This is a genomic window from Streptomyces sp. DH-12 (genome assembly GCF_002899455.1).
In the GTDB taxonomy this organism is placed as follows: domain Bacteria; phylum Actinomycetota; class Actinomycetes; order Streptomycetales; family Streptomycetaceae; genus Streptomyces.
The window spans coordinates 3,846,838-3,860,476 of sequence record NZ_PPFB01000001.1 but is presented as its reverse complement, the minus strand read 5'-3'; the positions used below and the strand labels follow the sequence as shown (position 1 = coordinate 3,860,476).

The 13,639-nt window shown below is 73.0% G+C and carries 11 protein-coding genes; 7 read left to right on the top strand and 4 right to left on the bottom strand.

Going from position 1 to position 13,639, the window contains the following annotated elements; translation table 11 throughout:
- Nucleotides 1-116: 116 nt before the first annotated feature.
- From C1708_RS16155 to C1708_RS16145, 3 genes are read left to right on the top strand one after another with little or no spacing between them, the layout of a single operon-like run.
- The gene (locus tag C1708_RS16155; RefSeq protein WP_106413349.1) at nucleotides 117-1,082 is read left to right on the top strand and encodes an NTP transferase domain-containing protein; all 966 of its coding nucleotides are present in this window, start codon (nucleotides 117-119) and stop codon (nucleotides 1,080-1,082) included.
- Entirely contained in the window at nucleotides 1,079-2,482 is a 1,404-nt protein-coding gene (locus C1708_RS16150; protein WP_106413348.1) for a molybdopterin molybdotransferase MoeA, read from the top strand. The genes C1708_RS16155 and C1708_RS16150 overlap by 4 nt, the downstream gene beginning before the upstream one ends.
- Nucleotides 2,479-3,573, top strand: a complete 1,095-nt coding sequence (locus C1708_RS16145; protein WP_106413347.1) for a potassium channel family protein — start codon at nucleotides 2,479-2,481, stop codon at nucleotides 3,571-3,573. Before C1708_RS16150 ends, C1708_RS16145 begins: the two co-directional genes overlap by 4 nt.
- Nucleotides 3,574-3,745: 172 nt before the next feature.
- On the opposite strand, the gene C1708_RS16140 is transcribed toward C1708_RS16145, so the two are convergent.
- A complete protein-coding gene (locus C1708_RS16140) occupies nucleotides 3,746-4,594 on the bottom strand; it encodes an ABC transporter permease (RefSeq protein WP_106413346.1) in 849 nt (282 codons plus the stop codon).
- Nucleotides 4,591-5,607 carry an ATP-binding cassette domain-containing protein gene (locus tag C1708_RS16135; RefSeq protein WP_106413345.1) on the bottom strand — a complete coding sequence of 339 codons (1,017 nt, stop codon included), beginning with the start codon at nucleotides 5,605-5,607 and terminating at the stop codon, nucleotides 4,591-4,593. Before C1708_RS16135 ends, C1708_RS16140 begins: the two co-directional genes overlap by 4 nt.
- A gap of 210 nt (nucleotides 5,608-5,817) precedes the next feature.
- Here C1708_RS16135 and C1708_RS16130 point away from each other — a divergent pair, with 210 nt between their 5' ends.
- Nucleotides 5,818-6,801 carry an NAD(P)H-quinone oxidoreductase gene (locus C1708_RS16130; protein ID WP_106413344.1) on the top strand — a complete coding sequence of 328 codons (984 nt, stop codon included), beginning with the start codon at nucleotides 5,818-5,820 and terminating at the stop codon, nucleotides 6,799-6,801.
- 17 nt (nucleotides 6,802-6,818) lie between these two features.
- On the opposite strand, the gene C1708_RS16125 is transcribed toward C1708_RS16130, so the two are convergent.
- Complete coding sequence (locus C1708_RS16125) at nucleotides 6,819-7,526, bottom strand: hypothetical protein (RefSeq protein ID WP_133169067.1); 708 nt, start codon at nucleotides 7,524-7,526, stop codon at nucleotides 6,819-6,821.
- A 188-nt stretch (nucleotides 7,527-7,714) separates the two neighbouring features.
- Between C1708_RS16125 and C1708_RS16120 the strand changes: the two genes are divergently transcribed.
- Nucleotides 7,715-8,254: a bacterial proteasome activator family protein gene (locus tag C1708_RS16120; protein ID WP_106413342.1), complete on the top strand. Its 540-nt coding sequence runs from the start codon at nucleotides 7,715-7,717 to the stop codon at nucleotides 8,252-8,254.
- A 114-nt stretch (nucleotides 8,255-8,368) separates the two neighbouring features.
- On the opposite strand, the gene C1708_RS16115 is transcribed toward C1708_RS16120, so the two are convergent.
- On the bottom strand, nucleotides 8,369-10,000 hold the full coding sequence (locus C1708_RS16115; RefSeq protein ID WP_106413341.1) for a protein kinase domain-containing protein: 1,632 nt from the start codon (nucleotides 9,998-10,000) through the stop codon (nucleotides 8,369-8,371).
- Nucleotides 10,001-10,376: 376 nt separating this feature from the next.
- Between C1708_RS16115 and C1708_RS16110 the strand changes: the two genes are divergently transcribed.
- Both C1708_RS16110 and pdhA read left to right on the top strand, forming a co-directional pair.
- Nucleotides 10,377-12,038: a protein kinase domain-containing protein gene (locus C1708_RS16110; RefSeq protein ID WP_106413340.1), complete on the top strand. Its 1,662-nt coding sequence runs from the start codon at nucleotides 10,377-10,379 to the stop codon at nucleotides 12,036-12,038.
- A 395-nt stretch (nucleotides 12,039-12,433) separates the two neighbouring features.
- Nucleotides 12,434-13,639 carry a pyruvate dehydrogenase (acetyl-transferring) E1 component subunit alpha gene (pdhA, locus tag C1708_RS16105; protein WP_106413339.1) on the top strand — a complete coding sequence of 402 codons (1,206 nt, stop codon included), beginning with the start codon at nucleotides 12,434-12,436 and terminating at the stop codon, nucleotides 13,637-13,639.

Sequence of the window (13,639 nt, the reverse complement as noted above, 5' to 3'; positions counted from 1 at the left end):
TCCTCACCGGCCCGCCGTCCGGCCTCCCCGTCCCCCGGCGGGCCGCCCACCTCTTCCCACGCGCCCCTGAGTGCCCCCGCGTTCCCTGTGATCGCGGGGGCACGCATACTCGGGGGATGACCGAGCACCAGCCGCCCGCCACTGCGCCCGCCGCTGTGCCCGACACCGCGCACAGCATCGCGCACGACACCGCGTACGACGCCGTCGTGCTCGCCGGCGGTGCGGCCCGGCGGCTGGGCGGTGCCGACAAGCCGGCCGTGCGGGTCGGCGGACGGCCGCTGCTCGACCGGGTGCTCGCGGCCTGCGCCGACGCCCGCACCACGGTGGTCGTGGCCGGTCCCCGCCCCACCGCGCGCCCCGTCACCTGGGCCCGCGAGGACCCGCCGGGCGGCGGTCCTCTCGCCGCCCTCGACGCCGGACTGCGGCACGTCACCGCCGAGCACGTCGTGCTGCTCTCCGCCGACCTGCCCTTCCTCGACGGCCGCACCGTCGCCGCACTGCTGGACGCCCTGCGCCGAGGCGCGGCCGACGGCGTGCTGCTGACCGACTCCGACGGCCGGGACCAGCCGCTGGTGGCCGCGTACCGCACCGGTTCCCTGCGCCGTGAGCTGGCCGTGCTCACCGCCCGGCACGGCGGCGCGGCCGGGCTGCCCGTGCGCCGGCTCACCGGCGCCCTCGACCTTCTCCGTATCTCCGGCCCGGTGGCGTCCTTCGACTGCGACACCTGGGACGACATCGCCACTGCCAGGGCACGCATCAGGGAGCATGGACACGTGTTGGACGAATGGATCTCCGCAGTCAAGGACGAGCTGGGCATCGACCTGGACGTCGACACCGGCGTGCTGCTCGACCTGGCCCGGGACGCCGCCCACGGGGTGGCGCGGCCGGCCGCCCCGCTGACCACCTTCCTCGTCGGTTTCGCGGCCGCGCGGGCGGGTGGTGACGCCGACGCCGTGGCCGAGGCGGCCCGCAAGGCCGTCGCGCTGGCCAACCGCTGGGCCGAGGAGGACACCCAGGACGCCACCGCCCCCGCCTCCCCCTCGGGCGGCGCGGAACCCGAGACCCGCACGGACGCCGGATGACCGCGCGCACGCCCCGGGCCGGTGCGGACGCCGACGACCTCGACGTCGAGGAGGCGCTCGCCCTCGTGAACGGCTCCCACGCCCCCGGTGCCCGCCCGTCCGGCGCCCGCACCCACGGCGCCCCCGCCTCCTCCGGCGCCCCCGCCCCCGGCGCTCCCGCGCACCGCGACGGCACCGACTGGGCGGAGGCCCGCGCGATCGCCGGACGCGCCCCCTGCCGGGGCGGCGGCCACCGCACCGGGTACCTCACCCCCGTCCCGGTCCCGCTGTCCTCCGCGCTCGGCCTCACCCTGGCCGCCCCGCTGATCGCGCTGACCGACCTGCCGTCGTTCGACACCTCCGCGATGGACGGCTGGGCGGTCTCCGGCCCCGGCCCCTGGGACGTACGGGAGGAGGGCGTCCTCGCCGGGCACACCGCGCACGCGCCGCTGACCGACGGGGAGGCCGTCCGGATCGCCACCGGCGCCCGTGTCCCGCCGGACACCACCGCCGTGCTCCGCAGCGAGCACGGCCGCACCGACGACAAGGGCCGGCTGTACGCCACCGCCGCCACCCGGGCGCCGCACACCGTCTCGCACGGCCAGGACATCCGCCCGCGCGGCCAGGAGTGCCGCAACGGCGACCAGTTGCTGCCCGCGGGCACGCTGGTGACCCCGCCGGTGCTCGGCATGGCCGCGGCCGCCGGGTACGACACGCTCACCGTCGTCCCCCGCCCCCGTGTCGCCGTGTGCGTGCTCGGCGACGAACTGCTCGGGGAGGGCCTGCCGCACGACGGGCTGATCCGGGACGCGCTGGGCCCGCTGCTGCCGCCGTGGCTGCGCGCGCTCGGCGCCGATGTCGTCGACGTACGGCGGGTCGGGGACGACGAGGACGCCCTGCGCCAGGCGCTGACGGCCTGCGACGCCGATGTCGTGGTCACCACGGGCGGCACCGCCGCGGGCCCGGTCGACCATGTGCACCCCACTCTGCGGCGGCTCGGCGCCGAGCTGCTGGTGGACGGGGTCGCGGTGCGTCCCGGTCACCCGATGCTGCTGGCCAGGATCACGGGGAAGCAGTACCTCGTCGGCCTGCCGGGCAACCCGCTCGCGGCCGTGTCCGGTCTGGTCACCCTCGCCGAGCCGCTGCTGCGGACCCTCGCGGCCCGTCCCGCCTCGGAGGGGTACACACTGCCCCTCAGGGACGCGGTGCAGGGGCACCCGCACGACACGCGGCTGGTTCCCGTCGCCCTGCGCGGTGACCGGGCGCTGCCGTTGCTCTACAACGGTCCGGCCATGCTGCGCGGGATCGCCGCGGCGGACGCGCTGGCCGTCGTACCGCCGGGGGGCGCCAAGCCCGGACAGGAGGCGGAACTGCTGGACCTGCCCTGGGCGTCCGGGGGAATCGGGGTGTGTTTCACGTGAAACTTCCGGGCCAGGACGTCATCGCCCGTCAAGCCGACGAACATCTGGTGACCCATCGGGTCAAGCTGCCGCGCAAACTGGTGGAGCACCCGATCCGCCAGGTCGCCAAGCGGCTGTCGATGGCCTTGCTGGTGCTCGTGGTGACGGCGCTCATCGTGTACGCCGACCGCGACGGCTACCACGACAACTCCGACGGACCCGTCGATCTCCTCGACGCGTTCTACTATGCGACCGTCACCCTCTCCACCACGGGGTACGGCGACATCACGCCGGTGACGGACGCGGCCCGGCTCACCAACATCTTCGTCATCACGCCGCTGCGGGTGATGTTCCTGATCATCCTGGTCGGCACCACTCTCGAGGCCCTCACCGAACGTACCCGGGAGGAATGGCGACTGACCCGCTGGAGGTCCACGTTGCGCGATCACACCGTAGTCGTCGGATTCGGGACCAAGGGAAGGTCCGCGATCAGGACGGTCTGTGCGACGGGGCTCCGCAAGGAGCAGGTCGTGGTGGTCGATCCCAGCGCCAAGGCGATCGACGCGGCCACGGCGGACGGCTACGCGGGCGTCATAGGCGACGCGACGCGCAGCGAGGTGTTGAAGCGGGCCGAGCTCCAGCGGGCCCGCCAGGTCATCATCGCGACCCAGCGCGACGACACCGCGGTCCTGGTGACGCTGACGGCACGCCAGCTCAACCGGAACGCGAAGATCGTCGCCGCGGTCCGCGAGGAGGAGAACGCGCCGCTGCTCAAGCAGTCGGGCGCCGACGCGGTCATCACCAGCGCCAGCGCGGCCGGGCGGCTGCTGGGCCTCTCCGTGCTGAGCCCGGCCGCGGGCATGGTCATGGAGGACCTGATCCAGCAGGGCACCGGGCTGGACGTGGTGGAACGGCCGGTCATAAAGGCCGAGGTGGGGAAGACCCCGCGGGAGCTGGACGACCTGGTGGTGAGCGTCGTACGCGGGCACCGGGTGCTCGGCTACGACGACCGGGAGGTCGGAACACTGGAGCTGACGGACCGGCTGATCACGATCATGCGGGCCACACCGGTCACTCAGGTGGCCCCGGACGTCCGCCCTCTCCGTAACTGAGAGGCGTTCCCGCGGCTGGGAGCCGTTCCCGCCCGCTGAGAACCGTCTCCGCGGCCGCACAAGGCGACGGCCCCGAGTCCGTGGCCGCACAAGGCGACGGCCCCGAGGATCGACTCGCTCGACTCCTCGGGGCCGTACCGCGTCCTGGACCGCCCTGCTGCCCTGGACCGCCCTACTTGCGGTTGTAGAGCCGCATGGTGACCGGACCGAAGACGACGACGAACACGGCCGACCAGCCCAGCGTCCACATGATGTCGGCGGCCGGCCAGTCGCCGGCCATCAACCCGCGGACCGCCGAGGCCAGATGGGTCACCGGGCTGTTGTTGACGAAGGCCTGGAGCCAGCCGGGCATGGTGCGCGGGTCGACGAAGACGTTGGACAGGAAGGTGAGCGGGAAGATCACCATCATGCTGACGCTCATCACCGACTTCTCGGTGCGCAGCAGCAGCCCGAACATCGTCCAGATCCACGAGAAGGCGAACGAGAACAGCAGCAGGAGCGCGATCCCGGCCACCACCCCGAGGACGCCGCCGTCGGCGCGGTAGCCGAGCAGCAGGCCCATGCACAGCATGATCACGGAGGCGATGGTGTAGCGCAGGGCGTCGCCGAGCAGGTAGCCGACCATCGCCGAGGGCCGCCAGATCGGCAGTGAGCGGAAGCGGTCGAAGACGCCCTTCTCGATGTCGATGTTCACCGAGACGCCGGTGTACATGGTGATCATGACGACCGACATCACGAGGATGCCCGGCAGGACGAACTGGATGTAGTCCGTCGGCGACCCCGCCAGCGCACCGCCGAAGAGGTACGTGAACATCAGCAGGTTCATGATCGGGAACGCGGTGACGTCGAAGAGCTGCTCGGGCACGTGCTTGATCTTCAGCATGGCACGCCAGCCGAACGTCAGGGACGTGGACAGGGAGCTGGGCCGCTGCGGCCGCTCCTTGGCGACCAGCAGGGCCGCCAGGGACTCGGTGCTGACCGGCGCGAGTTCCTTGGTCTCCGTGCTCGTGGCCGTGCTCATGCCGCCACCTCGTCCTTCGTGTCGGTGCCGGTGCCGTCCTCGGCGCCGGTCTCATGGCCGGTCAGCGCGAGGAAGACCTCGTCGAGGCTCGGCTGGCCGAGGGAGAAGTTGTCGACGGTGATCCCGGTCCGGGACAGCTCGGTGAGGGCCCGTGCGGCCTGGTCGGCGGCGCTGTCGCTGGTCGCGGCGTTGAGCCGGGCGGTGAGCGCCACCGGGTCGGGTTCCAGCTGCACCTCGGCGAGCAGCATCTCGCGCAGCAGCCGCTCGGCGTCGCCGCGCCGGTCGGGATCGCGCAGCCGCACGTGGACGGAACCGGCGCCCACGGACGCCTTGAGCTCGCCCTTGGTGCCCTCGGCGATCACCCGGCCCGTGTCGATCACCGCGATGCGGGACGCCAGCTGGTCGGCCTCGTCCAGGTACTGCGTGGTCAGCAGCACCGTGGTGCCCTGGGCGACGACCGCGCGCACGATGTCCCACACCTGGTTGCGGCTGCGCGGGTCGAGGCCGGTGGTGGGCTCGTCGAGGAACAGCAGGTCAGGGGTGTTGAGGATGGACGCGGCGATGTCGATGCGGCGTCGCATGCCGCCCGAGTAGTGCTTGATCTGCCTGCCCGCCGCCTCGGTGAGACCGAACGCCTCCAGCAACTGGGCGGCACGCTCACGGGCCGCGGGCTTGCGGTGCCCGAGCAGCCGGCCGAGCAGGACCAGGTTCTCGGTGCCGGTGAGGTCCTCGTCCACCGACGCGTACTGGCCGGTGAGGCTCACCCGGGAGCGGACCGCGTCGGCGTCGTGCACGACGTCGTGACCGAAGACACGGGCCTCACCGCCGTCCGGGCGCAGCAGGGTGGCGAGCATCTTCACGGTGGTGGTCTTGCCGGCGCCGTTCGGCCCGAGGACGCCGTAGACCGTGCCGGTGGGCACCGTGAGGTCCACGCCGTCGACGGCCCGTGTCTCGCCGAAGGTCTTGACCAGGCCCGTGGTCTCGATCGCCAGGCCGGACGTCTGCGTGCTCATGCTTCGGGTCCTTCCGCGTACGTGGGCTACGCATGGACAGACCTTCACCGTCGCGCAAACTCATCGGTCCCGCACGCGGATTTTCCGGCGTCCGCGCCGGGCTCCGGGGGGCGGACGCGACTCCCCGGGGGGACGGATGCGACTCCCGGGGGCGGACGCGACTCCCCGGGGTGAGCCGTGGGCACCGCCTCCCGGAGTACCGTCCCCCTCATGCATGCGATCACGATTCCCGAACCCGGTGGGCCCGAGGCGCTGGTCTGGGACGAGGTCCCCGATCCGGTGGCCGGCGAGGGCGAGGTCCTCGTCGACGTGGTGGCCGCGGCCGTCAACCGCGCCGACATCCTGCAGCGCCAGGGCTTCTACGACCCGCCGCCCGGCACGTCCCCCCACCCCGGCCTGGAGTGCTCCGGCCGGATCGCCCGGATCGGTCCCGGGGTGAGCGGCTGGGCCGTCGGCGACGAGGTCTGCGCGCTGCTCTCCGGCGGCGGTTACGCCGAGAAGGCGGTCGTCCCCGCGGGGCAGCTGCTGCCCGTCCCCGAGGGGCTCACCGTCGACCGGGCCGCCGCGCTGCCCGAGGTGGTCTGCACGGTGTGGTCGAACGTCTTCATGGTCGCCCACCTGCGCCCCGGCGAGACGTTCCTCGTGCACGGCGGATCGAGCGGCATCGGCACCATGGCGATCCAGCTCGCCAAGGCCGTCGGGGCGAAGGTCGCCGTCACCGCGGGCACGAAGGAGAAGCTGGAGCGCTGCGCCGAGCTGGGCGCGGACATCCTGATCAACTACCGCGAGCAGGACTTCGTGGCCGAGCTGCGGGAGGCCACCGAAGGCAGGGGCGCGGACGTCATCCTGGACAACATGGGCGCCAAGTACCTGGACCGCAACGTGCAGGCCCTCGCCGTGAACGGCCGGCTCGTGATCATCGGCATGCAGGGCGGGGTGAAGGGCGAGCTGAACATCGGCGCCCTGCTCGCCAAGCGCGCCGCGATCACCGCCACCACCCTGCGCGCCCGCCCGCTGGAGGAGAAGGCCGCGATCGTGGCGGCCGTGCGGGAGCACGTGTGGCCGCTGGTGTCCGGCGGTCACGTCCGTCCGGTGATCGACCGGGAGATCCCCATGCCGGACGCCGCCGAGGCGCACCGGGTGGTGGAGGACAGCTCCCACATCGGCAAGGTCCTGCTGATCACGCCCCACTGAGTCCGGCGAGGCCGGGGTCAGCGCGCTCCGCGTTCCTGACGCAACCGCAGTCCCAGGTGGGCGAGGGCGCAGCCGAGGCCGATGAGGACCAGGCCGCTGCCCAGCGGCAGGATCCGCAGCACCGGTTCGGCGGCGGTGCCCGCGACCGCGTCCGGCTCAGCGGCCGGCGACGAGGCGGCGGGCACCGGAGCCGCCGCCGAGGAGGCGGGCGCGGACGGGGCGGCCCCGCCCGCGTCACCGGCAGGAGACTCCTCCGCCGCGCCGTCCCTCACCTCCGCCGGGGCGGACGCGTCGAGCCGGGCGTCGGGCCGCCGCGCCCCGTCGCCGTCCGGCCGTCCGGCCGCCCCGCGGGGGCCCGTGCCCTCCTCGGCGCCCCGCCGGGACGGCGCGGTGTCCCGGGACCCTTCCCCCGCCGTCTCCCGCCGCCCGGGCCGGTCGCGTCCCTCGCCCGGCCCGCCTCCGGTCCGGGACACGGAGGGCGAGGGCGAGACCGAGGACGACGGGGAGGCGGAAGGGGAACGGGGCACCGCGCGCGCCTGGGCGCTCCCGGCGCTGTCGGCACCCGGCGGAGTGCGCTCCGCCCCGGACGCCGTGCCGGTGATCGTGCGCTCCGCCCCGGACGCCGTGCCGGCGGTCGGGGGTCCCGCGAGGGGGCCGTACGGCGTCAGCACGGCGCCCGCCGCCAGAACGAGCGTCGTCCCCAGTGTGCGCAGCGATGGAGTCACGGCCGTGACCTCCCGCGCCGGCCGGTGCTCGGCCGCACCGTCGGCAAGATGGGCCGGATGGACGCCGACAGCCTCGCACCGGCGGACGGGACCGGCATGTCGGACAGGGCCGTCCGGAGGACCCCGCGGGGCGGCCGCTTCCGGGGGCGGCACCGTGCCGGGGAGGGGGCGTGCGCGACAATGGTCGAATGGAGATGCCGAGGAACGAACGGTCGCCGGAGAATCCGCAGATCCTGGTCGTGGGCCAGGACGGTATGGCGCTCAGCGGCGGCAAGGGGGACGAGGACTCCCGTGAGACCCCGGTGACGGAGCAGGTGGAGCAGCCGGCGAAGGTCATGCGGATCGGCAGCATGATCAAGCAGCTGCTGGAGGAGGTGCGCGCCGCTCCTCTCGACGAGGCCAGCCGCAACCGCCTCAAGGAGATCCACGCCAGTTCGGTGAAGGAACTCGAGGACGGCCTGGCGCCGGAGCTGGTCGAGGAGCTGGAGCGGCTCTCCCTGCCCTTCACGGACGAGGCCACCCCCAGCGACGCGGAGCTGCGCATCGCGCAGGCCCAGCTGGTGGGCTGGCTGGAAGGACTCTTCCACGGGATCCAGACGACGCTCTTCGCCCAGCAGATGGCGGCGCGCGCCCAGTTGGAGCAGATGCGCCGCGCGCTGCCGCCGGGTGTCGCCGAGGGACCCGAGGACTCCCACCCGGGCGGCCGCTCGGGCGGCCCGTACCTGTAAACCGCCTCATGGACCGGGGGACCGCCCCCGACCGACCGCACCGAAGGGGCCCGGCATCCGTGCCGGGCCCCTTCCGTACGCGTGCGGGCGCTTCGCGGGCGCGGAGCCGCCGGGTCAGGACGTCGGCGGGTTGCCCGTCGAGACCTTGAGTGTGATCTGCGGCATGTCCTCCGGATCGACGTCGGTGCCGGCCGGCGGGAACTGCTCGCGGACCGACCCCTCGCCGTAGGTGTTCTCGTCCACCTCGACGATCTTGAGGTTGCCGCCCCAGCCCGCGGCCTGGAAGCACGCCTTCACCGAGGCGATGTGCTTGAACTTGAAGTCGGGCAGCTGGACCTTGTCGGGGTCGTTGTACGCCTCCTGCGGGTCCTCGCACTTCTCCGGGTCGATCGTCTTGGACGTGTCCGGACCTCGGTAGCCCTCGGGCTTCGCCGTCGAGGCGGACGCGCCGCCCGCCCGCGGGTCCTTGTCGTCCCCGTTGTTGAGCGCCAGCGCCGTGACCAGGCCGCCGACCGCCAGCACCGCGACGAGGACCGAGGCGACGATCACCGGAGTGTTCCGGCCGCGCCTCGCACCGCCGCTGCCGGAGCCCTGCGGCGAGATCGTGTACGGCGCGGGCGTCGACGGGCCCGGCTGGGCGTACGGCGTCGGGTAGCCGCCCTGCTGCGGGTAGCCGTACGACGGGGCGGGCGTGGCCGGGGCGGGGGAGCCGTACGGGTTCGGCGGCGGGGGCGTCGGCTGGTACGGCGTCTGGACGCTGCCCGCGGGCGCCTGGCCGGACCGGTCGACCGGCGGGAAGACCGCGGAGCCGACACCGGCGCCGCTGGGCGTCCGGCCGCCGGGCACGATGCTGGGCGGGGCCGCCTGGAAGGACTGCGCCACCCGCAGGCACTCCCCGCGCATGGCCTCCGCGCTGGGGAAGCGCTCGTTCGGGTTCTTCTTCAGCGCGCGGGCGATCAGCGCGTCCACGGCCGGCGGCAGCGAGCGGTTGACGGAGGAGGCGACCGGGGGCTCCTCCTGCACGTGCGCGTAGGCGATGGCGAGCGGGGAGTCCGCGTCGAACGGCAGCCTGCCGGTGACCAGCTGGAACAGCATGATGCCGACCGAGTACAGGTCGGAGCGCGCGTCGACGCCCCGGCCGAGCGCCTGCTCCGGGGAGAGGTACTGCGGGGTGCCGACGACCATGCCGGTCTGCGTCATCGACGTCACGCCGGACTGCATGGCGCGGGCGATGCCGAAGTCCATCACCTTGACCACGCCGCGCTTGGTCATCATCACGTTGCCGGGCTTGATGTCGCGGTGGACCAGCCCCATCTCGTGGCTGATCTCCAGCGCCGCCAGCACGTCGGCGGTGATCCTCAGCGCCTTGTCGGCGGGCATCGCGCCGTGCTGCCGCACGTCCTCGTCGAGCACGGAGCCGAGCGGACGGCCCTCGACGTACTCCATGACGATGTACGGCGTCGTCATGCCGTCCACGTCGTCCTCGCCGGTGTCGAACACCGAGACGATGTTGGTGTGCGTGAGCTTCGCCACGGACTGGGCCTCGCGGCGGAAGCGCTCACGGAACGCCTGCTCCCGCCCGAGTTCCGTGTGCAACGTCTTGATCGCGACCTGGCGGTCCAGCACCGTGTCGTAGGCGAGGTGCACCGAGGCCATGCCACCCTGGCCGAGCAGGTCCCGCAGTTGGTAGCGTCCGCCCGCGAGCGCCCGCCCCGTGTGCCGGCCCTGTGCGCCGTCCTGGCTCATGTTCCGCGTCCCCCGTAGCCTCTCCGGCGTCCGGCACCGCCGTCGGTGACCTGTCCCGTCGTAGCCTGTCGTCGTCGCTGTCGTGGATCGAAAGCGCTATTCCCGGCCAAGTCTGCCCCAGGGCACCGACACGTCAAGCGTGGTGCCCGTTCCGTGACCGTACGCGAAAGAAGCGTCGCGGAAGCGTTACAGCGGCCGTCCCGCCGGTACACGGAATTTGCACGACGGTATGGAGTGCGGGTTTGATGACCGGTCCGTCGCGTGCCGGATCCGGCAGCCCGTCCCGGACCGAAGGCCCCGGCAGAGGCTGTAGCGTGGCCGACGGAGACCGTGACAACACCGCGCGCACCGCGGGCAGAAACGACGGCGAGGACTGATGGCACAGCAGCAGCGCGCTCAGGGCCCGTCCGACCCCGAGGCGACTGGCGGCGGCATGTCGGACGCGCCGGACAACTGGGGCAACGGCGGGCTGGTCGGCGACGGCCGGTACCGGCTCACGCACCGGCTCGGCCGGGGCGGCATGGCCGAGGTGTTCGCCGCCGAGGACGTACGCCTCGGGCGTACCGTCGCCGTCAAGCTGCTGCGCTCCGACCTGGCCGAGGACCCGGTGTCCAAGGCGCGCTTCACGCGCGAGGCCCAGTCGGTGGCCGGCCTCAACCATCACGCGATCGTCGCCGTGTACGACTCCGGCGAGGACATGATGGGCGGCCAGTCCGTGCCGTACATCGTGATGGAGCTGGTCGAGGGCCGCACCATCCGCGACCTGCTGATGAACGCGGAGGCCCCGGGCCCGGAGCAGGCGCTGATCATCGTCTCGGGCGTCCTGGAGGCCCTGGCCTACTCGCACCAGCACAACATCGTGCACCGCGACATCAAGCCGGCCAACGTCATCATCACCCACAACGGCGCCGTGAAGGTGATGGACTTCGGCATCGCCCGCGCCATGCACGGCGCGTCCACGACGATGACGCAGACCGGCATGGTCATGGGCACCCCGCAGTACCTCTCCCCGGAGCAGGCGCTCGGCAAGGCCGTCGACCACCGCTCCGACCTGTACGCCACCGGCTGCCTGATGTACGAACTGCTGGCGCTGCGTCCGCCGTTCACCGGCGAGACGCCGCTGTCGGTGGTCTACCAGCACGTCCAGGACATCCCCACGCCCCCCTCGGAGGCCTCGGACGCCTGCCCGCCCGAGCTGGACGGGCTGGTGATGCGCTCCCTCGCCAAGGACCCGGACGACCGTTTCCAGACGGCCGAGGAGATGCGCGGACTGGTCCAGTACGCGCTGCAGATGCTCTACGAGCAGGGCGGCCACACCGGCACCTGGAACACCGGGCCGGTGGACATGCACGAGGGCCCGCGCACGCCCGCGGCCGGGTTCGCCGGCACGGCGGTCATGCCGCACCCGGAGCACTCCGGCACGGCCGCCATCCCGCAGCCGATCCTGCCCACCGGCGGGTACGGCGGCGGTGACGACGGCGGCTTCGAGGGCCACGGCAACCGGGGCAGCGGCCGCGGCAAGCTGTGGATCCTCGCGGTGCTCGCGGTGATCGCCGTCGCGGCCGGCGTCGCCCTGGCGCTGAACAACGACGGCGGCGGCGAGGGCGGGGGCGGCAAGACCGACCCCTCGCCGTCGGTCTCCCGGAGCACCCAGGAGGAGACGGCCAGCGAGTCGCCGACCGACGAGGAGACCGAGGAGACGACCGATCCCGGTACGGGGACCGGTACCGACCCGGGCACGGGATCGGGCGGGAACTGGGACCAGCCGTACACGCCGCCCGCGAATCCGACGGACGCCGAGACCGAGACCGAGGAGCCGAGCGCCCCGCCGCCGTCCGCGCAGCCGACCCAGTCGGGCGGCACCGGGGACGGCGGCACGGAGAACGGCGGCACCGAGGACGGCGGCACGGAGAACGGCGGCACCGAGGACGGCGGCACGGAGAACGGCGGCGCGGAGAACGGCGGAGCCGGCGGCCCGGGCGGCGTCGGCGACGCGGGCGGGGCCAATGCCGGAGTGCCCGGCGGCTCGGGCGGCTGACCGGCTTCCCCGCCCCTCGACCGGACGATCCGCCCCCGCCCGGGGCACCCCGTGACGCCCCCTATGGCACCCCGTGCCGTAGGGGGCGTTCGCTCTTCCCGTGCCCGGCCCGGCCGGGATAACGTGCCGTTGCTCCGGCCTCCTGCAAGGCTGTGACCAGCGTGCCTTCCGGGCCTTCCCCGATTTACTTGGATATCCAAGCAAAATCGCAGGTCAGAGGGGGTTTCACAGAAATGTGGAGCACTGGGTAACGTGCTGTGTGCAGGGCGCTCGCCGGGGCACCTGTCACGCCTGTTCCCGGCCGAGTGGCACCCACCCCGTGCCCGGTGGTCGGAACAGGTGAGCCGCACTGGCCCACCGGCAACCCCGGGGGCCGGACCGACGGAGGAGCACACGTGACCGTGGAGAGCACTGCCGCGCGCACACCGCGACGCAGCGCCGGAAACAAGGCCGGCACCACCGGCACCAAGCGCACCACCAGCACCACCAAGAAGGCCGCCGGCGCCAGGAAGAGCGCCGAGCCCGCCCTCGTCCAGCTGCTGACGCCCGAGGGCGAGCGCGTCAAGAACGCCGAGTTCGACAAGTACGTCGCCGACATCACGGCCGAGGATCTGCGCGGTCTGTACCGCGACATGGTGCTCACCCGTCGCTTCGACGCCGAGGCCACCGCGCTCCAGCGCCAGGGCGAGCTAGGTCTGTGGGCCTCGCTGCTCGGGCAGGAGGCGGCGCAAATCGGCTCCGGCCGGGCGCTGCGCGACGACGACTACGTCTTCCCCACCTACCGCGAGCACGGCGTCGCCTGGTGCCGCGGGGTGGACCCGACCAACCTGCTCGGCATGTTCCGCGGCGTCAACAACGGCGGCTGGGACCCGAACGGCAACAACTTCCACCTGTACACGATCGTCATCGGCTCCCAGACGCTGCACGCCACGGGCTACGCGATGGGCATCACCAAGGACGGCGCCGACAGCGCGGTCATCGCGTACTTCGGCGACGGCGCCTCCAGCCAGGGCGACGTGGCCGAGGCCTTCACCTTCTCCGCGGTCTACAACGCGCCCGTGGTGTTCTTCTGCCAGAACAACCAGTGGGCGATCTCCGAGCCGACCGAGAAGCAGTCCCGCGTGCCGCTGTACCAGCGCGCGCAGGGCTTCGGCTTCCCGGGCGTGCGCGTGGACGGCAACGACGTGCTGGCGAACCTCGCCGTCACCCAGTGGGCCCTGGAGCGGGCCCGCGCCGGTGAGGGGCCGACGCTCGTCGAGGCGTTCACGTACCGCATGGGCGCGCACACCACCTCCGACGACCCCACCCGCTACCGGGGCGACGAGGAGCGTCTGGCCTGGGAGGCGAAGGACCCGATCCTGCGCCTTCGCCGTTACCTCGAGGCTTCGAACCACGCGGACGAGGGATTCTTCGCGGAACTGGAGACCGAGTCCGAGGCGTTGGGCAAACGAGTGCGCGAAGCGGTCCGTGCCATGCCGGACCCGGACCACTTCGCCATCTTCGAGAACGTGTACGCGGACGGCCACGCGCTGGTCGACGAGGAGCGGGCGCAGTTCGCCGCCTACCAGGCCTCGTTCGCGGACGAAGACGGGGGTAAGTGA

Coding starts and splice junctions, on each gene's coding strand:
- C1708_RS16130 (WP_106413344.1), top strand. CDS start 5,818: ATGCATGCGATCACGATTCCCGAACCCGGTGGGCCCGAGGCGCTGGTC.
- C1708_RS16115 (WP_106413341.1), bottom strand. CDS start 10,000: ATGAGCCAGGACGGCGCACAGGGCCGGCACACGGGGCGGGCGCTCGCG.
- C1708_RS16135 (WP_106413345.1), bottom strand. CDS start 5,607: ATGAGCACGCAGACGTCCGGCCTGGCGATCGAGACCACGGGCCTGGTC.
- C1708_RS16150 (WP_106413348.1), top strand. CDS start 1,079: ATGACCGCGCGCACGCCCCGGGCCGGTGCGGACGCCGACGACCTCGAC.
- C1708_RS16155 (WP_106413349.1), top strand. CDS start 117: ATGACCGAGCACCAGCCGCCCGCCACTGCGCCCGCCGCTGTGCCCGAC.
- C1708_RS16120 (WP_106413342.1), top strand. CDS start 7,715: ATGGAGATGCCGAGGAACGAACGGTCGCCGGAGAATCCGCAGATCCTG.
- C1708_RS16110 (WP_106413340.1), top strand. CDS start 10,377: ATGGCACAGCAGCAGCGCGCTCAGGGCCCGTCCGACCCCGAGGCGACT.
- C1708_RS16140 (WP_106413346.1), bottom strand. CDS start 4,594: ATGAGCACGGCCACGAGCACGGAGACCAAGGAACTCGCGCCGGTCAGC.